This window comes from Psychrobacter sp. 1044, from assembly GCF_904846525.1.
Lineage (GTDB): Bacteria > Pseudomonadota > Gammaproteobacteria > Pseudomonadales > Moraxellaceae > Psychrobacter.
Genome location: NZ_CAJHAZ010000001.1, coordinates 62,823 through 85,023 on the forward strand (window position 1 = coordinate 62,823; position 22,201 = coordinate 85,023).

17 protein-coding genes are annotated in these 22,201 nt (G+C 42.9%); 12 read left to right on the forward strand and 5 right to left on the reverse strand.

Features of this window, described 5'->3' with window-relative positions; translation table 11 throughout:
• Positions 1-24: 24 nt before the first annotated feature.
• Positions 25-387 (forward strand): integrase core domain-containing protein, encoded by a 363-nt coding sequence (locus tag JMX82_RS00265; RefSeq protein WP_201538884.1) that lies wholly within the window; start codon positions 25-27, stop codon positions 385-387.
• 7 nt (positions 388-394) lie between these two features.
• On the opposite strand, the gene JMX82_RS00270 is transcribed toward JMX82_RS00265, so the two are convergent.
• The 5 genes from JMX82_RS00270 to JMX82_RS00290 all read right to left on the reverse strand — a co-directional run bounded on the left by JMX82_RS00270 (position 395) and on the right by JMX82_RS00290 (position 7,449).
• On the reverse strand, positions 395-1,003 hold the full coding sequence (locus JMX82_RS00270) for a hypothetical protein (protein ID WP_201538885.1): 609 nt from the start codon (positions 1,001-1,003) through the stop codon (positions 395-397).
• Positions 1,004-1,092: 89 nt separating this feature from the next.
• Positions 1,093-1,503: a hypothetical protein gene (locus JMX82_RS00275; protein WP_201538886.1), complete on the reverse strand. Its 411-nt coding sequence runs from the start codon at positions 1,501-1,503 to the stop codon at positions 1,093-1,095.
• A 2-nt stretch (positions 1,504-1,505) separates the two neighbouring features.
• Positions 1,506-3,809: a M23 family metallopeptidase gene (locus tag JMX82_RS00280; RefSeq protein ID WP_201538887.1), complete on the reverse strand. Its 2,304-nt coding sequence runs from the start codon at positions 3,807-3,809 to the stop codon at positions 1,506-1,508.
• Position 3,810: 1 nt separating this feature from the next.
• Positions 3,811-4,398 carry a hypothetical protein gene (locus JMX82_RS00285; protein ID WP_201538888.1) on the reverse strand — a complete coding sequence of 196 codons (588 nt, stop codon included), beginning with the start codon at positions 4,396-4,398 and terminating at the stop codon, positions 3,811-3,813.
• 51 nt (positions 4,399-4,449) lie between these two features.
• Positions 4,450-7,449: a contractile injection system protein, VgrG/Pvc8 family gene (locus tag JMX82_RS00290; RefSeq protein ID WP_201538889.1), complete on the reverse strand. Its 3,000-nt coding sequence runs from the start codon at positions 7,447-7,449 to the stop codon at positions 4,450-4,452.
• Between the two features lie 215 nt (positions 7,450-7,664).
• Between JMX82_RS00290 and JMX82_RS00295 the strand changes: the two genes are divergently transcribed.
• From JMX82_RS00295 to JMX82_RS00345, 11 genes are all read left to right on the forward strand, one after another.
• Complete coding sequence (locus JMX82_RS00295; protein WP_201538890.1) at positions 7,665-8,111, forward strand: hypothetical protein; 447 nt, start codon at positions 7,665-7,667, stop codon at positions 8,109-8,111.
• Positions 8,112-8,130: 19 nt separating this feature from the next.
• Entirely contained in the window at positions 8,131-8,913 is a 783-nt protein-coding gene (locus JMX82_RS00300; RefSeq protein WP_201538891.1) for a hypothetical protein, read from the forward strand.
• 21 nt (positions 8,914-8,934) lie between these two features.
• Positions 8,935-9,447, forward strand: coding sequence for a type VI secretion system contractile sheath small subunit (tssB, locus tag JMX82_RS00305; protein ID WP_201538892.1), 513 nt, complete (start codon positions 8,935-8,937; stop codon positions 9,445-9,447).
• 3 nt (positions 9,448-9,450) lie between these two features.
• Positions 9,451-10,941: a type VI secretion system contractile sheath large subunit gene (gene tssC, locus JMX82_RS00310; protein ID WP_201538893.1), complete on the forward strand. Its 1,491-nt coding sequence runs from the start codon at positions 9,451-9,453 to the stop codon at positions 10,939-10,941.
• 50 nt (positions 10,942-10,991) lie between these two features.
• Positions 10,992-11,495, forward strand: a complete 504-nt coding sequence (locus tag JMX82_RS00315; protein WP_025651832.1) for an Hcp family type VI secretion system effector — start codon at positions 10,992-10,994, stop codon at positions 11,493-11,495.
• A 100-nt stretch (positions 11,496-11,595) separates the two neighbouring features.
• Positions 11,596-12,087 (forward strand): type VI secretion system baseplate subunit TssE, encoded by a 492-nt coding sequence (tssE, locus tag JMX82_RS00320; RefSeq protein ID WP_045451932.1) that lies wholly within the window; start codon positions 11,596-11,598, stop codon positions 12,085-12,087.
• Between the two features lie 77 nt (positions 12,088-12,164).
• Positions 12,165-13,988, forward strand: coding sequence for a type VI secretion system baseplate subunit TssF (gene tssF / locus JMX82_RS00325; protein WP_201538894.1), 1,824 nt, complete (start codon positions 12,165-12,167; stop codon positions 13,986-13,988).
• Positions 13,952-14,992, forward strand: coding sequence for a type VI secretion system baseplate subunit TssG (gene tssG / locus JMX82_RS00330; RefSeq protein WP_201538895.1), 1,041 nt, complete (start codon positions 13,952-13,954; stop codon positions 14,990-14,992). Before tssF ends, tssG begins: the two co-directional genes overlap by 37 nt.
• A gap of 287 nt (positions 14,993-15,279) precedes the next feature.
• Positions 15,280-18,234 carry a type VI secretion system ATPase TssH gene (tssH, locus tag JMX82_RS00335; RefSeq protein ID WP_201538896.1) on the forward strand — a complete coding sequence of 985 codons (2,955 nt, stop codon included), beginning with the start codon at positions 15,280-15,282 and terminating at the stop codon, positions 18,232-18,234.
• Entirely contained in the window at positions 18,234-19,391 is a 1,158-nt protein-coding gene (gene tssA / locus JMX82_RS00340) for a type VI secretion system protein TssA (protein ID WP_201538897.1), read from the forward strand. The genes tssH and tssA overlap by 1 nt, the downstream gene beginning before the upstream one ends.
• Before the next feature lie 106 nt (positions 19,392-19,497).
• On the forward strand, positions 19,498-22,200 hold the full coding sequence (locus tag JMX82_RS00345; protein WP_201538898.1) for a type VI secretion system Vgr family protein: 2,703 nt from the start codon (positions 19,498-19,500) through the stop codon (positions 22,198-22,200).
• The last annotated feature ends 1 nt before the right edge of the window (position 22,201 follow it).

Here is a 22,201-nt window from a genome sequence, read left to right on the forward strand (position 1 = left end):
ATACTTACCAGTAAAGCACTACAGATGGCGTATCACACGAGACTCAAACCAAATGGTGTGCTGTTTCACTCTGATCAAGGCACGCATTACACTATCAAGGCATTTGCCGAATCCATTGCTAATTGTGATGATATGAAGCAAAGTATGAGTCGAAAAGGAAACTGCTGGGACAATGCGCCTACTGAACGCTTCTTTAGAAGCTTTAAAACCGAGTGGATACCAAAGGGTTGCTATGAGAATATCTTTGAAGCTAAAAGTGCCATCACTGACTATATTTGGGGCTATTATCAAACGGTGAGACCGCACAGCTTCAATAATTGTTTAACACCAATAGAACAAGAGAGACGCTACTTTAATCAAAACCTCTTATCAGATGTCCTAAATTAGTTGACCACTACACTCCCTGCGCTTTGTTCTTTGCTGCCTCGTTAATGTTAATAGTCTGGGTCTGTGCTCCCTTGATGCAGCGTAGTGTCGCTAATGGTTTACCACCCACTAGTCCAAACTTATAGACAAAACCAACGAGCATTTTTACATTAATCAAACCTTGACTATTGGTCTGTTTGACAATTTCTCGTCCTCTATAATAAATGATAAACCTAGTATTTTTAACAGGCTGTTTATTATGATCTTTTATTTCTATATTGAATGCTTCTACAGGCAGTAAAGCCCTTATTGTTTTACCTTGATGACTGCTATTTACTTTGAAATGTGTTACTGCTTGCAATTTGCCATTGCCAGCCACACAGACTTCTATATCTTGACCGACTTCTGCTGTGATATTAGATTCTATACCATTATTACCGGTACGATGCTCTTTGGGTTTGCTTTTGTAAATAAGGTAGTAGCGCAAATTAGTAATAGGCTTTTGGGTATCACCTTCAACGATTTTAATAGTGAAGGTGACATTTTTTAGTGCCTCAGGAGATGAGGGTTGTTGTGCTTGTTGCTGTTTGTTTTGTTTGTTACGTTGATCTTGAGAAGATTGGTCTGGTACAGGCATAGGCTTGGGTGAGCTAGGCTTACTAAGGGTATCCGTTGCCTTGATGCTGCCTGTTATATCTATAGTAGAAAATTTTTAAAGATAACTATTTAAAATTCTTCACTTTGAGCTGCATATGTTTTCAAGGAATTTATGCATATATCAGAAGTTTCGTATACAAATTTAAACCAACCCTCTGAATCTTTATAAAGGTGAATACCGGGATTTTGTATTAAATTTTCATCATATTTACAGTTCATTGTCGAGAATTCTTCAAGATTAAGTTTGTCACATTTTCGCTCTTTATCAGATAGTAATGGATCAAAGCCCCAAACTGTTAAACTATTACTAATGTTCATAGGCTTCACTTCGTCGTGTGAGCATACTGATGTAAAGTTAGAAACGGATAGTTTTGATATTACTTCGGTTTCATTTATTTTTGCACTTGATGTAGTTGTACTACTGTTGTAGCAAGAAGACAGTACAAACATAGAAAAAAGAACAAAAGAAAGGTTTTTCATAATTATTTATCCGCATTGTCTAAAAAAGAATTAGGGTTAATTAAGTCGCTTCTACGTTTGAATTTGCCACCCGCTGCTCCTTTGATTGTAAGATTAGAGGTATCGCTAGTATTTGAATACATTTCAAGATGTAACATGTTGCTTGGAACATTAATACCCTTAAGTTTTCCAACAGCTCCAATAGGCTGGCCTCTGATTACTTCATCTTCTGCTTTGACTTTTATAGAACCAGGTGCTAACTCTCCATATCTGATAATATGGTTTTGATGTTTAATGGTCACAAAATCAGTGCCTGCATAAAAGCCACCAGTACTTAACACAATACCTGATTCCATTGCTCTTACAGTCGTTCCAGTCGGCGCATATAGATCTGCTCCTGCATGTTTGCGTTTACCACTTGAACGATTGCTTCCAAAAGATCTCATACCTGATTTGTAATCTGCAGTTGCATTTATTGGCAACGGGTATAAGTAGTTTTTAGGCTTCTTAGCCTTATAAACATAAGCAGTACCGTTTTTATCACTATTAGCGACGATAGTACCTTTCTTAATTTCCTTACCATTCTCGTTAACTATCACCGCAATGCTGATACCCACATCTGAATCATGTGTACGACCTCTTGTGCCATCACTGCCAGTAGTAGATGGGTTTTTGCCATATTTAGTGGATTGAGTCCAATAGGTTAATCCTGATAAAGGCTTATTGGTAGCTTCATCTAAAAACTTAATCGTGATCTTTGCTTGATCTGTCTTAACTTCATGAGTAGGGCCTTGTTGTGTTACTTTGTCATTGCGTATGACAGTGCCTTTACTAACATCGCTTGAAGTACTAGGTTTCGTAGGGGTTGGTTTTTGAGAGGACGGCGTAGTGGAGGGTGCATTACTAGAGGTAGTAGAGCCTGCTGAACTGCTATTATTTTCAATCAGTTTATCAGTGCTGTATATCCATTCAGTTGAGCCATTAGTGACAATATTACTGGTAAATCTATTTGCTGCTACATGAATGACTTTTAGTTGCTGACCTGCTAGTGCTTTGACAGTGGCTATGCCTCTTGCATTCGCTTTTCTAATCCCAGAGGTGCGACCGCGATAGACGGTTTTAAATTGATAGTTAGGAACAGGCTTTTTGTTCTTATCAATGAATATAAGTTGTAGGGTTACCACAGGAACTTTGAGTACTTTGGTCTGTCCGTTCAAGTCGCCTGTCACTGGAAATGCCATACTGTAGATGGATTGCTTTTTACCGCCATCATCATCAAGGTAGACGCCAATAGATTGGCTAACATCAGCTTTTATACCTGATTCAAGACCTGAGCTATCCGTTTTATGGGGTTTAATGTTGTTCTTGTACTCAAGATGGTAGGTTGTATTGGATAGGGGCTTACCTGTGTCGCCTTCTACTAGTTTTATGTTGAAAGTAACTTCACTTAATATATCATCGTCTTTTTCAGAAGTTGCGACTGATACTTCATTGCTTGTAGTATCATGTTGATTTTGACTATCTCTTATATCTGTTTCATGTTTTTCTAAACTAGACTTAAAGCCATTGCCTGTATCTACTATTATTGTTGCCACAATGTCTTTGCCAGTAGGTAGAATTTTTAGATTACTACCTTTTTTATCCTTTAGATAAGTTCCATTAACTATAAATCTAACACCCATCTCTATTCGAGCAAAAAAGACGGGTAATTGTCCTTTACTGTTTGTTTTTAAGTTAGATAAGACAGGGATCTTTTTGCCAGAAGCGAATCTTATGTCAACGCTTAATCCATCCATTGACAAACCTTTATTGTCATGCAAAGTAACAAATATTTTTGAACGTTTAAATCGTAACCATTGAAAATCATCCTTTTCAGTTCCACTAATTGAAACAATTTCTTTTTTATTATCATTTACCCAAACAGGTATTTCAGTAGTATAAAGACTTGGTTGATCTCTATGGAGTTGTTTCTGAGCCTTTGGACTCCAATAAAATACAACGCCATTAGTATCATCTTTAACTTTACCTTCATAAATTGGCTGAACAGTATTAATAATATTCTTGACAATTCGACCAACTTTATCTGAGTTAAAATTGTTGGCATTAAGTTTAGTCATTGCGTTACGGTAAGGTTTGGTGTTGTGTGTGTAGGCATCAAAACCTGTTGTAGTAACGATACCATTAATAGTACTGTAATCTGTCCAATTCCCAAATCCAATTCTATTTCTTATAGAGTGGGCGATTACTTCCCAACTACGCGTGCTACTAGCACCAGCTTCACCATAAATAGTAGCTACAAAAACTTTAAACTCTTTACTATAGCTCATATTAACTCTCGCAAGCGTTTTCAATTTCGAGTGTGATTAAATTAGATTGCTTTCCGAAAGCATATAGATGTAGAGTTCCTTTATTATCAATAAATGCATCTTCTTTAAATATCTGGTGTAATGGTTCTGTATTCAGAAGTTCTTGATAATCCTCATTATCCTTATACATTGCCATATTTGAAAAATCATAGAGTAATTTATTGAAGGGTTTTTTATCACTTAAAATTCGAGAGAATACTTTATGTTCATTCCAGTCTGCATAAATGATACATTTCCTATTTTTATCGAATAAAATTTCATTGTCTTTTGTTAAGAATAAATCTTTACTTGTGATGTAATGTCCATATCCACAAGGGCTACCACAGGATATATGAAAATAATAGAGATTATCATCAATTTTTTTTATATCACTGATTTTATTAGTATCAAATTTGACTATCTCTTTACTCTTACCTTCAAGTATACGATATACAGAACATATATCTTGTGAACAAGTCTTTATAACTGAAAAATTCTCAGCATCTTGCGCTAAGCAAAATTGTGTTATCAAACAAGTTGATAATACAGCTATTTTTGCAATATTTTTCATTTTAGCTCCATTTTCTAGCTTACTAAGAATGTTTCTTGAAAATAAAAATATTTAACAGCAGAAATCGTCATCATCGTCTTCAATATCAGAATTAGATTGTTCTCCATCAAAAGGATTAAATGAACCAATGATATCTTCCTCGTTATGTGCGTTCTCACATTGTTTAGAGAAGTAAGCGCCCTGTTCAAACACAAACTCAACCTTATCAGCCTTATCCCCAAACACTCTTAAAGTCTGACCATCTTCATCAAGCTTACCCTCAAACTCTGTTCCTTTAGAGTGATTTATCAGTTTGTAGCTAATACCTTGATCTATAAAATCTTGCGGTAACAGCTTTTTAAGATCAAATGCCTTGCTAAACAATCCCGAGGTCGGTAAAGCAACCACTGGCGCATTCACTTTAGCCCCACCCACCAAACCCTTCTTCACCGCTTTGATCTTAACCACCCCCGGACACACCAGTTTAATCCCACTATCATCAATCGTAATCGATGCTCCTGCTGACGTTTGCAGCTTGATCCGCTTAGGACTCGACACATTCACCTGTCCCGACTCACTACCAATCGTCATACCTTGCTGACTGTGCAATTGCATCTCACCGCCTTGTGCCTGAATACCAAGTGGCTCTCTATTGGCACTGATATGTAGACCTGACCGATCGGCTTGACTACCAACCCCAGAGAGCGAATCAATCGTATTTGCCGTCAGCGTATAATTGCCTGCCACCACATCCGACTGGGTACTGCCTGATTGTCTGACTATTGTTTTCGCCGTCCATAGGGTATTACTTGCTGACGCTAAGATACTGTCTTTACTGACCAGCATCACATCAGCAGCGCCCAATACTTCCGTATTTAGCGTCTCATCGATGATTTGTGCGCTGGTTTTAAACGCTTTTATCGATTGATTGGCGGTCTGCATGGCTGCCGTGGATTGCAAATGTGCCTGCTTGGTCTCTTGAAAGGTCTCGCTCAGCTCAGTGCCCAGTTTTAGTTGACGTTGTCCTGCATCATTGACCCAAGCAGACTCGTGCTCGCTTTGACTATGTCTGATATCAAAGGTGGAGAGCAGTACTCCAGACTCACCTGTAATTTGCAAACCATGGTCGGTTGCTAGATTAATACCTTGTCCACTGATTGATGATTGATGATTGCTATAACGATGACGTAGCACGCCAAGCTCAAGTACGTGCTCATCAGGGGCAAAGGTGGTGCTAGAAGTGATGGTTGGTGTTTCAGCATTGGCACGTGATCCTGTATTCACCGACCACTGCATTCCTATCTGGTTGGGCGTATCATCAAAGCTTAGGGTCACTTCAGAATCAGACGTCAGCCCATATTGAGCAATACCAGAGATCCAACCACTGTGAGTATCATCTTCACTAATTTGCGAATGACCCAAACCACCACCATGCCAACGAGGAGAAGATCCGCCTTGCAAGTTGTGCCTATTCGATAAGCCTGCGTCACGAGTGGTGATGTCTTTGTCATCGATATCGCCCATACCGATACCGTCATAAAGCGACCTGCTAATCACAGGACTGTCGATATCGCCATACCAATGGTTAAGCAGCACCGACTGTCCCAGCCTTGGCGCAAACTGCCAACCATGCGTGCTACCAGATGAAAGTTGCAATGAGCGCAGGGGCGGGGTAGTGCCATCATCATGAGGGCTGATACCTGACCAGACAGGCGTAGTAATAGTTTGCTGTAGATTGTCAGTACTGACACTTGAGTCATAGCTGGGGGAGGCTGATAAACCTGTGTCACCAGTACGTGCTTGGGTGAGACCCGTGTAAGTGCTACTGGCAAAGGATAAAGAACTGGGATAAGGGCAATAAGGAATAGCTGCGTCAAGTAACGTCGCTGATACCCAAATCCCAGTATTGCGGGCGATGTCAAAGCCATGTTCAGGTATTGAAAAGTGACTGTGATTCATTGCATGACAGTGCATATGCTGAGCAGTGCGCTGTAACCACTGTTTGATAAATATTTGATGATGGTATGAAACGCTATCGTTGTCAGGCTCAATACCGATTAAGGTAACCGCGATACAATGCGTCGATAAGCTTCCAATAGAGGGTAGGTTATTGATACTCACTGGGCTACCGACACTTAGACCACGCATGGCTCCAGTCGCTTGATAAGTTTCGCGCTGACAGTGATTGGCAGATATCCATTGCTGTGCAAGATGAGCGGCGGCATCATCGCTGTGCACGCGAGACGGCGCACCAATTAATACCGTCGTGTCATCTATCGCAAGCAGTGACTCATCTACTGCTTGACCTTCATAAATAGTATCTGCCGCCAACCCATCTGCTCGTACTATTACCCTATCACTGCCAAGTTGCTGCGACCTCATTTGTAGCGTATTGACACTATCTTGACCTGATTGTACGGATGATTGGGCATAACTATAGGTCAGCGGTATGAGCTCGCCTGTGTCTAAACCATCAACCAACCACCACGTGCCAAGCTCATCAACGCAATTCCCTGACACCCATAAAGTCGATATACCAATATCAGCGAGCAGTCCAGTGATGAATTCATAGTCGCTGACATCCGACTGGGTGCGCATTGATAAAGGTGCCGATAAACGTGCGGATGATTCATCATCGGATGACAAAAGAGACTCAGATATTTGCCAATTTAAATCGTAATCACTAAGGATGAGGGTAACAATATCGAGCGTCGATTGATTGATAAAACTGCGGGTATGTATCGACTGTGCCAACTGCCAATCGGGGCTAACAACTTCTAAAGTATAAAAGTGCATCGCGCCATCAGATTGCTGATAACGGATGCCACGTATCAGCCCAGTACGACAGCTAGCGGTACGATCAGCGGAAAACGTGGTTAAGCATATCGGAGCATTGATTAATGATAAACAAGCGTTCGATTCGATAAAATTATAACTAAACACTAGTATGTCAATATTATCAGATTGATTAATGCCGCTTGCACCGCAAAATGCAACAGGGTAAAAGGTGTTTATCGTTGAATTATCAGTATGAACGGTAATATTATGTAGACGATTGGTCTTAGAAGGCATAAGAAGGGTACCGTTACTGCTTATTTTATACCAAGAAAATGGCTTGAATGGGTGACTTACTAAATTATTTATTAAGAAAAGTATAGAGTTTATTGAAATATTGTCAAGTATATGTATAATCAACCTCATTGATTTTTTATAATTAATGAACTTTAGTTGTATTTATTTCTTTTAAAAATCTATCCTTTTATATTTTTAGTGATGATACTGTTGTTATGAATCCTATTTATCGTACTAAACTTGCCACCGCAGGTCTGCTATCAGTCTTACTTAGCGCGTCTTTATTGACAGCGGGTTGTGGCACCACTGCTCAGAAAAATGTACAAACCACGGTCAGCAAACCAATAGTGAAGCAGTTGAGTGAGCCTTCGCTTGCCTATTTGTCAAACGGCAATCAACTTAGCAGTGAAGCGTGGATGACTATTGCCAAAAATAACTATGAAAAAAAACGCTATGCACGGGCATTGAGAGCAGCTAATGAAGCTCTAAGCGTTGATAGTGAAAGGCTTGATGCACGTCAGCTTGCCATGCTTTCAGCAGTTAAAGTGATGGAAAGTAATATTGATGCTTATCACGATAATAGTTTGATGAATAGTGGTGATAAGGCGACACTGAATGAAACGCTCACCAATATCACCACTTTAGTTAACGCGTCTAATTAAAATAATGTTGAGCAGGCGCATGTATTTATCTCACACCAATAATGGCGAGCACCGACTTACAATGACCAGTATCAGAAGCAATATTAGAGTCAGTTTTACGCTATCCAAAGCGTTTTTGGCAGGTCTATTCATCATGGGTTCAGCAATGACTACCGCCCATAGTGAGCTTGTCATACAAGAAAAAGACCCCGGTTCTAGCATCATAAATCAATTTTCGGCACTCAAAAATGCTGATGCAAAATCACCGCAACTGCATCAACTGGTCACGGATTTGAATCAAAGAGTATCTCGTAATCCTAATGACTCGCTAGCATGGGAGATTTTGGCGCAGATTTATTCTAACAATGGCTATCATGCTTATGCTGTTTACGCAGCCAGTGAAGCCATTGATCTGGGTCAAAGCACTGCTAAGCTAAAAAAGATACTACTCAATAGCAGCGCTATCGTCTCCCAAAGCCAACTGCAATCAGATTATCTCACTGATGAAGTGGATGCAGCGTTTTTGAAGGAGTATCAGTACGCTTTAAGTAAAATATATGGTGATATCTATGGTTTCAATTACGACGAATCTTTGCCGAAACCACCAGCGCCAGTCGTCAAGCCTAGAAGCGGTAGATCAGGTACTAAATCAAAACCTCAGCCCCAAGTGTCTGTAAAAAAAGCATCGAAGCCTATTAAGAAAAAACCAGCCGTAAAAAAACCGCCACGACCACCAAAAGTTAAGCCTGTTATTAAACCTTCACCTACCAAAAAAAGTAACGCCAAATCGACTGATCCATTCAGTATATTGCGTTCAAACTAGACATTGCTGAGGTAACTTATTATGGCAAAGCAAGACAGTGTACAAAAGAAACTCGCAAAAGTACGTGCGCCTCGGGTGCATCTGACTTATGACGTTGAAGTAGGCGATGCGATCGAAACCAAGGAAATTCCTTTTGTCGTTGGCGTTTTGGGAGAGTTTTCAGGAGATTCCACCCTTGAACAACCACGCTTTAAGGACAAAAAGTTTGTCGAAGTGGACTTGGATACCTTTGATGAGGTGATGTCAGGTCTAGCACCGCGTGCGACCTTTCGAGTAGGCAATGACTTGAGTGATAAAGGCGGCGAATTCGCGGTTGATTTGGCATTCAATAGTATCAACGATTTTCGTCCTGAAGCGGTTGCTGAGCAAATTGAGCCACTAAAGCAATTGGTACAAGCACGAGATCGCTTGGCAGATTTACGCAACAAAATATCGGCCAACGAAAAACTTGAAGACCTATTAGATGACGTGCTTAAAAATACTGAGCAAGTCAAAAAAATGGCGGAACAAAATCAAACCGACGGTGAGGATTAAACGATGAGTGCCCAAGCCCAGCAAAATCTAGCACCTGATGCGTTAAATAATGACAGTTATGACTTACTCGAAGAAATCGTCAATAAAAGTAACGTTGCCAAGTCGGATGACGAAAAAAATCGTGCCAAGTCGCAAATTGCAGAGCTTGCCAATGAAGTCATGCAAGGCACCGTAACGTTGTCAGATAATTTGGCCGCATCGATTGACGCGCGTATTGCCCAAATTGACGCGTTGATCTCCAAGCAGCTGACCACCGTCATGCACGCGCCCGAGTTTCAAAAGCTAGAGTCCAGCTGGCGTGGCTTGCATTATTTATGTAGCCAGACTCCGTCGGAATCCATGCTAAAGATTCGTATGATGAATACTACGAAGCGCGAACTGACTAAAGATTTTCAATCGTCAATTGATTTTGATCAAAGCACGCTGTTTAAGAAAATATACGAAGAAGAGTTTGGTAGCTTCGGTGGTGAACCTTATGCCGCTATCGTTGGTGACTTTGAATTTACTCGCCAAAACTCAGACATGTATCTTCTTGAGCAATTGTCTCATGTTGCGGCTGCTTCTCATGCACCTTTTGTGTCGGCGGCTTCCGCTGAAATGTTTGGTCTCGACTCCTTTACTGATATTGGTCGCCCGCGAGATTTATCAAAGATATTTGAAACCGCTGAATATATACGCTGGCGCGCGTTCAGACAGTCAGAAGATGCGCGATATGTTGCGTTAACCGTGCCTAGCTTTTTAGGTCGTCTGCCTTACGATCCTAAAGACGGCACAGTAGTCGAAGGATTTAACTTTACGGAAGAAGTTTCTGGTAATAATCATGACGATTATTTATGGGTGAACGCGGCTTATGCCTTTGCTTCACGCTTGACGGCGGCTTTCTCTGACTATCGCTGGTGTGCTGCCATTCGCGGCGTTGAGGGTGGTGGCTTGGTTGAAGGGTTACCTGTTCATACCTTTAAGACGGATGAAGGGGATTTGGCGCTTAAGTGTCCAACGGAAATCTCTATCACCGATCGCCGAGAAAAAGAGTTGAGCGACTTAGGATTTATCCCGTTAGTCCATTGCAAAAATACCAATTACGCGGCCTTTTTTGGGGCTCAATCTACACAAAAAGCAAAAACGTATCAAAACGATGATGCCAACGCCAATGCTGCGCTATCCACTCAATTGCAGTACATCATGGCGGTGTCACGTATTGCCCATTACCTAAAAGCAATGATGCGCGATAAGGTAGGTAGCTTCTTAGCACCTGGTAATGTTGAGTCGTTTTTAAATGACTGGATTTCTCGTTATGTCTTGCTAGATGACGGCGCCTCACAAGAAGCAAAAGCCCAGTACCCACTGCGCGAAGCTTCTGTACAAGTTGTAGAAGTGCCGGGTAAGCCTGGTGTCTACAAGTCCGTGGTCTTTTTGAGACCACACTTTCAACTTGACGAATTGTCTGTTTCTTTGCGTCTGGTCACTCAACTGCCGCAATCTAGCAACAGCTGATCGTTTATTAAAACTAACGTGAAATTTAAATTTTAAAAAAGGTATGTGATATGAAAGATATTTATATTCAGTTCCGCGGTAAATATAAAATTGATGGCGAGTCTCGTGATAGCGAGCATAAAGGTTGGCTTGAAGTAAATACTTGGGATCACTTGATCCGTCAGCCAAAATCAGCGACAGCAAGTAGCGTTGGTGGTCATACTTCTGAGCGTTGTGAGCATGCTGACATGACGTTTATGAAAGATTTGGACTCGACTAGCCCTAAACTATGGGAAGCGTGTTCTGCTGGTTATACTTTTGATGAGATCCAAATTGATTTTTATCGTGCTAACGGTGACAAACGCGTTAAATATCTTGAAGTAAAACTTAAGCATGCGCTGATCGCAAGTGTCGAGCCAACGGTACGTTCTGAAGGCGTACCAATCGAAAAAGTCGGTATCAAGTATGCAGCTGTTGAGTGGACTTATACTCAGCAAGATATCGATGGTACTGCTAAAGGCGCTGTGACTAAAAAATGGTCACTAGCCAACAACACTGCTACTTATACCGCCTAATTTAGGTTGTATCAGGTGTCATCTATTGTGTCCTACCGAAAAAGAAAGGTTTATATCTAGGCCTTTCTTTTTTGTTTGTTAAATAGGAATGATTATATCAATGAATTACGCCACTAACGCCTCTAACAAAGAAATTGGCTTTCGCCCAAATTTGTTCGAGCAGTTATTTGATGATCAGCCCCGTCATTTGTCGCATGAGCTCGTGGTTCGTCGTCTTAATATCGATGAGCTAAAGTCTTCGGTCGCACGAGACCTTGAAGCTTTATTAAATACGCGTTGTGTGGTGTCTAGTAGACTGCAAAAGTATCAGCATGTGCGTTCATCGATATTGAATTTTGGCATATTAGATTTTGTGGGACTCAGCAGTGCCAATCCTACTGACTGTGATTATATCTGTCGCCAAATCGCCCAAACAGTCGAGCAGCAAGATACCCGGCTAAAAAACGTTCGCGTATCGCTAGATATTGGCGCTGTTGATGTCAATCAACTGTGTTTTTCTATTGAAGCATTATTAAAGGTTTATCCAGCACAAGAGCTGGTCAGCTTCGATGCGTTCTTTGAGCCAAGCTCTCAGCGTTACTTAATAAAATAATCATTATCCCATTAATGAAATAACTACTACTACCGCTCAATTTATACAGTTAGCAGCGATCAATATATTGAGGCGTCATGGACAGTTTACTTCCTTACTTTGAGCATGAGCTTAGCCTGTTTAATAAACAGTCAAAAGAATTTGCCAAAAAATATCCCAAAATAGCCAATCGGTTGTTGATGGGGCACGATACCGTCGATGATCCGCATATAGAGCGGTTGATACAGGCTTTTTCGCTCATCAGTGCGCGCATCAATAAAAAATTGGACGATTCATACGCTGATTTTACCGAATCTCTATTAGAAGTCGTTTATCCCGATTATCTCAAACCTTTTCCATCGGTCTCTATTGCACAGTTTAATCTAGGCGTACAGGGCAATGCGATGAGCGAGGCAGTCTTAGTCCCTAAAAACAGCCCTTTCGCCAGCCAAAAAATAAATGGCACGCCTTGCCAGTTTCAGTCAACCCAAGATGTGACCTTGCTGCCGCTACAGATAGATAGCGTCGACTTTGAAACTCGTCAAGAGGTGTATGACAATCAGCATGGACTGCTGAATGGCTGTATCAGTATCAAGTTTAAGGGGCTCAATTCAAGCTTTGACTATCAAGCCTTATTAAACCACTCGTTAGATTTGTATATAGACGAGGACGCCAGTCAGGGTACTAGTCTATGGGATTTACTAGGGTGTGATGTCAAGCAAACGCATCTGCATGGTAGGCAGGTCAATAAGATTACGGGTAGTCCGTTTGAGATTATAGGCTTCGATCCTGAGCAGCAAATTCTTCCGAGTCATCGAGTGAGTAATGCTGCCTCTGCCTTATTAAAGGAATACTTCTATTTCCCTGAAAAATTCAATTTCTTGCGCCTTAATCTTGGTAAGGTTTGTCCAAATTTAAAGATCGATAGCAATGGCTTTGAGATTCGCTGTTACTTTAGATTTGATAAAAAAAATACCATCCGCCTAAAAAACTTGCAGCAGCTCAGTGCCAGCAGTATCAAGCTGTTTTGTACGCCCGTTGTCAATTTATTCAAGGCGGCTGCTAAGCCTATTCAAGTTACCCATCGTTCGATCTATTACGATTTGGTGCCTGATACTCTTGCGCTGTTTCAACATGAAATCTATGAGGTTAATAAAGTCATAGAGTCCAAGCAAAGCGATAATCGTTTGATACAACGTGAATATCATCCATTTTATGCGCTCAATCACTATGAGCAGCAAGATGATGGTCGTTATTACCATATCAAACGTGATAAGGATATGGCTGAATTCAAGCAGGGTTTTGAATATCAGATTATGTTTGTAGAAAAAAACCGCGAAGATGTAGCTGGCGCGGTGAGCATGAGTGCGTCTTTATTGTGTACCAATAGAGATTTGCCGGCTCAAGTGGTATTCGGTCAAAGCCGTGGCGATTTGTTTAGCGAAGGGATGACTGGCTTTAGCAGTTTGTCTTTATTAAAGCAGCCAACTCGGACTGCAAGGTTTGACTATACCGGTGAAGAGCGTTGGCGCTTGATATCGCTGATTAGTCTGAATTTTTTATCGCTTGCCGCCCAAGATGCGGAGCTGATGAAAGAGTATCTGTCGCTATATGACATTACCCAATCTGCTTCTAACAAACTGTTGGTCGAAGGTATTGTGTCTGTCGAAACCAGTATCGAAGCTCGACGTATTCAGCGCTTGCCACAGCCTGGTTTTGTGCGCGGTACACTGATCAATATTCAAATCAACCAAAAGAATTTTGCTGGAGTGAGTATCCGCCAGTTTGCCCACTTATTAGCGCATGTGTTTGGCTATCACGCCAGCTTAAACAGCTTTGTTGAAGTGTCCATTAGTGATGCCACTACTAAAGAGGAGATATACAGATGTCAGCCACGCAGCGGTCTCAGTCCTCTTATTTAACGGATCTAATGGCGGCGCCGCAATCCTACGAGTTATTGCAAGCACTACGTTTGGTTCGTCATGAAGTCAGTATGGGGCATGCACCTATTGAGGTACGTTATCGTGCCTCGTTGTCATTGGCCTATCCGCAAGCTGAAATTGAGTCGATGGCGCTCATTGTTCAGGACAATATGGAAGACAGTGGCAGCTCATTAAAGGATGGTCAAATAAAGGCTGGTTCATTAAAGGCCAGGCAGGTAGAGGTTTGCCCTGCAGTTATCGGATTGACTGGCCCGTTGTCAGCCTTGCCAGCGATGTATACCGACCATCTAGCCTCGCGAGTCAATCATGCAAAAGATAAGGCAGCACCAGCTTTTTTAGATTTATTTAACCATCGATTGACGGATTTGTACGTGGAAGCGAGTTGGTTTTATAACTTGCCATTACAGTATGAGATAAATAATAAAAAAGACAACTATCTACTGAGCTTGCGGGCATTGGCGCGTCAGCCGAAGAAGCTAACCGCCATCGATAGCTTGATTGCCTATGCTGGCATGATCGCCCCAGGACGCCTGACAGCCGATCAGTTGTCACATGTACTGTCGCATTTTTTAGATAGCACTGTCAGTGTCGAGCAGTTCGTGCCGGAGTGGTTTGATCTACCAGCCAGTGAACAGACAGCACTTGGTGGTCAGCATGCTGCCCTTGGGTTGTCCGCATTTTGCGGTGCGCGCGTCGTACAGTTTGATAGCAAAATTAGAATTATCTTTCATCAGTTGGATGCCAAACGCTATTTAAGACTGTTACCAGCAGGGGATATGTATCAAGTCATTATTGATTTTATCCGTAAATGGTGCGGTGTTTGCTTGGCGGTCGAGATGCAACTCGAGTTGGACAAGCAATACATCACCCCTTTGTCGTTATCTGAGAGCAGTTTTGGTAGTTTGGGTCAGGGTGGGTTTTTGATATCGCAGCCTGCGACGCAGCATCATGATGACACCCGCTATGCGCTGCCGATTCAGTAGAAAGGTATTATTAAAAAAACACGGTTAATAGTTGTATATAAGCAGTTTTAAAGTGAATCAATTATAAATTGCTTGTTTACTAATAATGCTCAATAGCTGCTCTAATTTTGTATATCAGTTTTATATCGCCGTTTAATAAAAATAATTTTATACCATTCATAGAAATTAGAGTGGCAAGGAAAACGAGTGAAAGTACTACGTCTTGTAGGCTAAGCGAGTTTGACACAGCTAATCTTGCTTTTTGAGTTTGGTATTAAGTCTAATAAGAATGCTAAAGGAAAAGATTTATGAGCCAGTTAAAAGCTGTAATTACCCGCTTGAGTCCAAGTTGCCGACAGTGTTTGCAGCAGGCAGCTAGGCTTTGTATCAATAATGGGCATCGTGAAGTCGATACCGTCCATCTGTTGCATGAACTGATTGCCACGCCGCACAATGATGTGGCTCAAATACTTAAATTTAATAAGATCAATCAGCAGGCATTACTAGCCGATATAACTGATTTGCTAAATACCTTCGGTCAGGCTAAAGGCTCAACGCCAGTATTTAGTCAAGGTCTGATGGCGTTGTTAGAAGACGCATGGGAGCTTGCAAGCAGCCAGTATAATCAAAGCGATGACAAAAATAGCCCGCTAGAAATTCGTTCTGGTCATATATTGCTCGTGCTATTGGCGTATGAGCGTTATCAGTCGCTACTCAAAACTCTTCCTGAGTCACTACAGTATATCGACCGCTTTACCCTAAAAGATGATTATGAGCGTCAATGTCTAGGTAGTACTGAGGGCAGTAGATCAAGCAGTAATAAAATTACCAATAGTAAAGGCGTCAATAAGGGTGCTGATGATGGTGCGAATAGTGCAGACAACGATACTGACGATCAAGCGTCTTTAAATGCTGAGCAAACTGAAACTAAGCCAACCCCTGCATTAGATAAATATACTTATGACTTGACTGCTAAAGCCAGTGCAGAGCAAATAGACCCTGTCATTGGCCGTGAGTTTGAAATTCATCAACTGATCGATATTTTGATTCGTCGTCGTCAAAACAACCCTATTTTGACAGGTGAGGCAGGGGTAGGTAAAACAGCAGTAGTAGAAGGATTGGCGCAAAAGATAGTCGCCGGTCAAGTACCTGATCAGCTTAAAGACGTGACGATACGTAGTCTCGATATGGGGCTATTGCAAGCAGGGGCAAGCGTCAAAGGTGAGTTCGAAAACCGTCTCAAGCAAGTCATCGAAGAAGTACAAGCCTCGCTACAGCCCATTATCTTATTCATTGATGAAGCGCATACTTTGATTGGCGCTGGTGGGCAAGCGGGTCAAAACGATGCGGCTAATTTATTAAAGCCTGCGCTGGCTCGTGGTGAGCTTAGAACCATTGCGGCGACGACGTGGTCAGAATATAAGAAATACTTCGAAAAAGATGCAGCGTTGTCACGCCGTTTCCAAGTGGTCAAAGTCGATGAGCCTGATATCGAGACAGCAGTGGCGATGATTCGTGGTCTAAGTGCCAAGATGCAGAATCATTTTGGTATATTAATCGATGACGATGCGCTACAAGCGGCGGTTGAGTTATCCGCACGTTATATCAGCGATAGGCAGCTGCCTGATAAAGCGGTCAGTGTATTAGATACGGCGGCGGCACGGGTGAGCTTATCTAAGACCGCCATACCCAATCAACTTGACAGATTAAACGCCAAAGGGTTGCAGTTAGAGCAGCATATCAATAATCTCAGTCAGCAGCTCGAGCGTATCGGCGGCGTCGATGAAAAAGAAAAGGTTAGCCAAAAAATTGCCGTGCTTGATGAGCAGCGCCAAGCCAATCAGCAAAGCATTGCTGATATGACCAACCGCTGGCACGAACAGCGTCAGCTTAATGACCAGCTTGACGCGCTCAATCAACAATTGAACGGCAAAGCAGATGGCGCTGATGCCCTTAGCGCAAAAGCACGCTTAGACAAACAAGCTGAGTATCAGAGTATTGAGCAATCGCTAAAACAGGTGCAAGAGACGCAGCGCTTGATCCATGCGGTATTAGATCGACAAGTCATTAAACAGATTATCTCAGATTGGACAGGGATTCCATTGACCGATATGGCAGGCAATGAAAAAGACCATATCTTGGGTTTGGCTGACACATTGCAATCGCGAGTCATTGGTCAAGATCACTCGGTGGCGGCTATCGTCAAACGTATCCACACGGCGAAAGCACGTTTAGACGATCCCAATCGCCCGCAAGGGGTGTTTATGCTCGTGGGGCCAAGTGGTGTGGGTAAGACAGAAACCGCATTGGCACTATCAGAGGTGTTGTACGGTGGTGAGCGCAATCTTATTACGATTAACCTGTCAGAGTATCAAGAAGCCCATAGCGTTGCTTCGTTAAAGGGCTCGCCTCCAGGTTATGTTGGCTATGGTGAAGGTGGTGTATTAACCGAAGCGATTCGCCGTCGTCCTTACAGCGTGCTGTTGCTCGACGAAGTAGAAAAAGCCCATCCAGACGTATTGGATTTATTTTATCAGGTCTTTGATAAAGGGGTGATGGAAGACAGCGAAGGGCGTTTAATTGATTTCAAAAATACGCTTATTTTATTGACCAGTAATGTTGGTTCGTCTGCGATTATGCAGGCATGTATCAATACGGATCCAGCCGTTACTGACTTTAGCTTGCCAAACAGCGACAGTCTAAAGCAGGTCATTAATCCGCATTTATATAAATCATTCAAGCCTGCCTTTTTGGGTCGTCTAACGGTCATTCCTTATTATCCGTTGACAGATGACGCACTTGCAGAAATTATTCGCCTTAAACTGGACAAAATCACTGGCCGCATCCGTGACAATTACGATGTGCCTTGTATCATTGACGATGAGGTGATTGAGCTGATTTTATCGCGTTGTCATGAGGTTGACTCTGGTGCGCGTAATGCCGACGCTATTATCAGTCATACCTTGCTACCGCAGCTGGCAGGTCAGCTACTGGCTCATGATGACAGTCAGAGTGTGTTGAAGCAAATTAACGTATTCGTCGATGCCGATGATAATTTTGCTTATCGTCTGGATACTGATGCGGTTGTGCCTTTGAATCAGATGGCGCAAAGCAGTGAAAGCCATGGTGCGGAAACAGCTACCAAAGCAGCTGCTACAAAACCACGTGCCAAGAAAGCAACGCCAGTCAAACAGGCACCTAGTAAAAAAACACCTAGCAAAAAAGCACCCAGTAAAAAATCGATTAAGGAAGAATCTCTATAATGAACACTGATAATGCCTTAGTGGCTAACATGGATGTCCTCATTGCCCCTATCGATGGCAGTCGTCACGGTGTGGGTGAAGACCTTACCTTTGACATGCGTATCGATGCCATCGTCGCTGCTCGTCAAGAAGACGATCCGTTACTGGCACAAGGCAATTGGGTCACTGAACTAAAAGTCGCCGATTGGGACTTTGTCAAAAACCAATGTGCCGATTTGCTCAGCCATACTAGTAAAGATATGAAGCTGGCACTTTGGTATGTCGATGCGTTGAGTCACACCGACCATTTAGCAGGTGTTAGTCAGGGGTTAAGTCTGCTACAGGCACTCAATGACGAGTATTGGCTCACCATGTATCCGCCGCTAGATGGCGAGGAAGACAGTATGGATATCAGGGCAGGGCTGCTGTCATGGTTCGTCAAGGCGCTCACTGATGATATTAAGCAGCTATCGCTTTCTGACACAAAGACAGAAAAATATAACTATAACTATTATCTAACCGCTCGTGATCATGACAAGCAGCGTCAGCAAAATCCCGATAACGAATCGTCTAACCAATTAACACTAAGTGATTATAACCACGCTATAAAAACCAGTACTGAGGCCTGGCAACAAGCACTGATGAGCAATCTTAGTAAAGTTACTGAGCAGTGGCAGGCGCTGACTGATCAGTTAAATGATTTGATGGGTATGGATGCGCCGGTATTCGCACCAGTCACGGATTTATTGGTTGCCCTGACCCAACATTTGCGACCGTTGATACCAGAATATTTCGATACCACTAGTAGTGTTTCCGCTCAAGAAAGCGTAGCAGATACTATGGACAGTATCACTGATAATGAAGGTACGATATCAGATAGGAGTGGGCAATCATCTAGCACAAAAAATATTAGCTCAACCAGTTTTAATCCTAGCAACCGTGATCATCAAAGCAATCGTCAGCAAGCGCTTAAATTATTAGGTCAAATTCAAGATTATTTTGCGACCAATGAGCCGCACAGCCCGGTGACGTTTTTACTCGGTCGGGCGATTGATTGGGCTGATATGCCGCTCGACCAATGGCTCACTCATATCATCAAAAACGAAGATCAGTTAGCGATACTCTCTGACATGATTGGAATTAAACCCAAACGTGATTCATCTGACGATGGCTATTAATTGAATCAACGACAAATGAATACTTAGTTAACGGGCAATCTGTGCACAAATTATAATCTTGCAATATTAAACTTTCCACCTTTGGACTGATAAAAAAGGGCTTATCATGGTATGGACTCAAACAAAGCGGCATGTGCAACTGAGTAGTGCCCATCCTGATATTGCCATCAGTCTCATTCAACAGGCTGACTTGGTTGAAAGCTTACTTGGCATGCCATTGCCCGACAGTGTTTGGGATAAGCCCGCTCTTATGCCAACGCCTGACGCTTATCCAAGCCCGTATCATCAAGACCAACGAGCGCAGTCCTATCAGCAGCGCCAGCTCGCCCTCTATTGCGGCTACCGTATTAGCATTACTCTACTGCATCCACGAGCAGGACTGGATATAAAGCAATGGCTAGGGCAAAGTCTCTCGATACATTGGCATACGGGCGATAAGCTACTGCCAAGCCAAGTTCGTCACGGTATCATCACCGAAGTCGCTGCCCTCGGTAGCAACAGTGGTATGGCCGCCTACCGCATCATCTGTGAACCTAACTTAGGTCAATTACGCCTGAACAGTCATAATCGCCGTCATCATCATCTCAGTCTCAGTGAACTCATTACCCAAATCATCAGTCCATACGATATGAACGTTGAGATTGACGAGCGCCTCAGTGATGACAGCAACTATCATATACAGCATAGCGTCCAATACAACCAAACCGATCTGGCTTATCTAACCCAATACCTTGCTCTCTATGGCATCACAGGCTATTACCGTCACGAAGCAGACAAACATACCCTAGTCTTACTACCTAGTGATGGAGAAGAATTGCGTCCTGATGTCAGTGATATCCAAAGCATCCTCAGTCAAAATCCTGCCAACCTTGCTGATAGACAAGACCGCGTTACTGCCATTCGTCCTCGTATTGCTCAGCACACCCAGCAAAGCGACCTACATCGTTATGACAGTCGCTTGATGAGTATCTATACTGGCAGTAGCAGTAGCGAGCAACCGATCGATTCATCAAACAGCACGCATCAGCGCTTTTTACACAGTCATAGCCGTTTTGATGATGACAGTCTCGATAAGCTTGCTACTCGCTACCAGCAGAACGCACAGCAGCGTGCCAATCTAGGCAGCCTAACCGGTAACATCCGTCATCTGAGTTTGCCAAGTAGCCACTATATCGATGGCAACTCTTATTTGACCGATCCGATCAGTCTGGTGTCTCTTCATCAGCATATTAATAATCATATTCCAGCAGATTGGTTGGGGGTAGTACCCTTTGATCCCATTACCTTACAGCCAAATACCAACTATGATAATGATGACGACAACGATGACAACGTCCATCATATCAATGCCTGCTACCTACCGTTTCCGCATCATCACCATATTCCTTATGGGGAACAGCTGGACAAACTAGGACAACCGCATCCGAGTCTGACAGGTCTGATGAGTGCCAGTATTATTGACACAGACAGCAGCGCCATTACTCATGATCGTAATCATCGTGCGCATATTAGATATCACTGGCAAAGCGAAGGTGACGATAGCGCACACTGGATACCCATCGCCAGTCACCTCGTCGCCGATCACATGGGACAAACCCATCCGCTACGTCATGGGCAACATGTTCTGATCGACTTCATCGGCGGTGACATTACTCATCCCATCATCATTGGCAGCACCCATAACGGCCAAGGCAATTCTGATGCTCAGCACAATAGCATCGTCAGTGACTCAGGTAGCATTGATGCCACCAGTCCCGCTTGGTTTATCAATCAAAGCCATGCTTATCCCATAGACGGTATCAAGACTCAAAGTATCGATAGCAGTCGAACAGGCGAGGCGACCAAAGACAGCTTAACCAACGGCTATAACCAGCTAATGTTTGACGCTCATACTGACAGTCCGCAGATTAACGTCTATAGCAGTAGCTATCAAAGCAGCCTAACCATTGGTCATCTGTATCAGCATACCGACCACACCCGAGGACAAGCCCGTGGACAAGGTATCAGTATCGAGACCCAAGCCGCCGCCAATGTGCAAGGCGGCACAGGCTTACATATCAGTAGCCAAGCATCAAACCCCACATCAAATCCTCACATGAGCCATAACAGCCATAGCAAACTACAAACCGCTGACCAACATCAACAAGCTTACGCTCAGCTGGCTGACACCCATCAGCCAGTGGGACTAGAGGGCAGCAGCAATAATAAGAGCAACAGTAAAGAAGATGCGCAAACCCCATTTGCCCAATTTAGCAAAGACACCAATGACGCAACATTAAACGAAGCCGGACAATGGCAACAAGCCAATCTACTGATCGACTCTCAGCGTCACCTCGCCATGCTAAGCGGAAAGCACAGCCAATATAGCAGTACTAAAAATACTCATGCGCATGCGACAGACAACACTCATTATCATAGTCAAACCCAAATGAATAAGTTGGTGTCAGGCGATATACATTATTACAGTAACAAAGCCCAAACCCATACCGCTGCTCATGGTAATGTCACCATACAAGCCCATCAAAGCAAGATGCGGCTCGATAGTGAGCAAGTACTACGCATCCATAGCCGTGACAGTATTGAGATTATCGCGCTTGATACGCTAACGCTGAAAGCCGCAGGCAGCGGTATTGAGATATCAGGTGGCAATGTGACGTTTATCACGCCAAGTCAGGTGGGCTATAAGGCAAGTAAGGTGGATTGGGAGAGTGGGGGTGAAAGTAGTCCAACGATTACTATGCCGCAAGACGAGCTTGCCGACTGTGCTGCCAAGACTGGTAGTGCTGGCAATAAAGGTGGAGCGGTTTAGG

Excerpts from the sequence above, each read along its gene's own strand:
- JMX82_RS00285 (WP_201538888.1), bottom strand. The coding sequence starts at position 4,398 with ATGAAAAATATTGCAAAAATAGCTGTATTATCAACTTGTTTGATAACA.
- tssB (WP_201538892.1), top strand. The coding sequence starts at position 8,935 with ATGGCAAAGCAAGACAGTGTACAAAAGAAACTCGCAAAAGTACGTGCG.
- JMX82_RS00265 (WP_201538884.1), top strand. The coding sequence starts at position 25 with ATGGCGTATCACACGAGACTCAAACCAAATGGTGTGCTGTTTCACTCT.
- tssA (WP_201538897.1), top strand. The coding sequence starts at position 18,234 with ATGAACACTGATAATGCCTTAGTGGCTAACATGGATGTCCTCATTGCC.
- tssH (WP_201538896.1), top strand. The coding sequence starts at position 15,280 with ATGAGCCAGTTAAAAGCTGTAATTACCCGCTTGAGTCCAAGTTGCCGA.
- JMX82_RS00270 (WP_201538885.1), bottom strand. The coding sequence starts at position 1,003 with ATGCCTGTACCAGACCAATCTTCTCAAGATCAACGTAACAAACAAAAC.
- JMX82_RS00295 (WP_201538890.1), top strand. The coding sequence starts at position 7,665 with ATGAATCCTATTTATCGTACTAAACTTGCCACCGCAGGTCTGCTATCA.
- tssG (WP_201538895.1), top strand. The coding sequence starts at position 13,952 with ATGTCAGCCACGCAGCGGTCTCAGTCCTCTTATTTAACGGATCTAATG.
- JMX82_RS00275 (WP_201538886.1), bottom strand. The coding sequence starts at position 1,503 with ATGAAAAACCTTTCTTTTGTTCTTTTTTCTATGTTTGTACTGTCTTCT.
- JMX82_RS00315 (WP_025651832.1), top strand. The coding sequence starts at position 10,992 with ATGAAAGATATTTATATTCAGTTCCGCGGTAAATATAAAATTGATGGC.
- tssE (WP_045451932.1), top strand. The coding sequence starts at position 11,596 with ATGAATTACGCCACTAACGCCTCTAACAAAGAAATTGGCTTTCGCCCA.
- JMX82_RS00300 (WP_201538891.1), top strand. The coding sequence starts at position 8,131 with ATGTATTTATCTCACACCAATAATGGCGAGCACCGACTTACAATGACC.
- JMX82_RS00290 (WP_201538889.1), bottom strand. The coding sequence starts at position 7,449 with ATGCCTTCTAAGACCAATCGTCTACATAATATTACCGTTCATACTGAT.
- JMX82_RS00280 (WP_201538887.1), bottom strand. The coding sequence starts at position 3,809 with ATGAGCTATAGTAAAGAGTTTAAAGTTTTTGTAGCTACTATTTATGGT.
- JMX82_RS00345 (WP_201538898.1), top strand. The coding sequence starts at position 19,498 with ATGGTATGGACTCAAACAAAGCGGCATGTGCAACTGAGTAGTGCCCAT.
- tssC (WP_201538893.1), top strand. The coding sequence starts at position 9,451 with ATGAGTGCCCAAGCCCAGCAAAATCTAGCACCTGATGCGTTAAATAAT.
- tssF (WP_201538894.1), top strand. The coding sequence starts at position 12,165 with ATGGACAGTTTACTTCCTTACTTTGAGCATGAGCTTAGCCTGTTTAAT.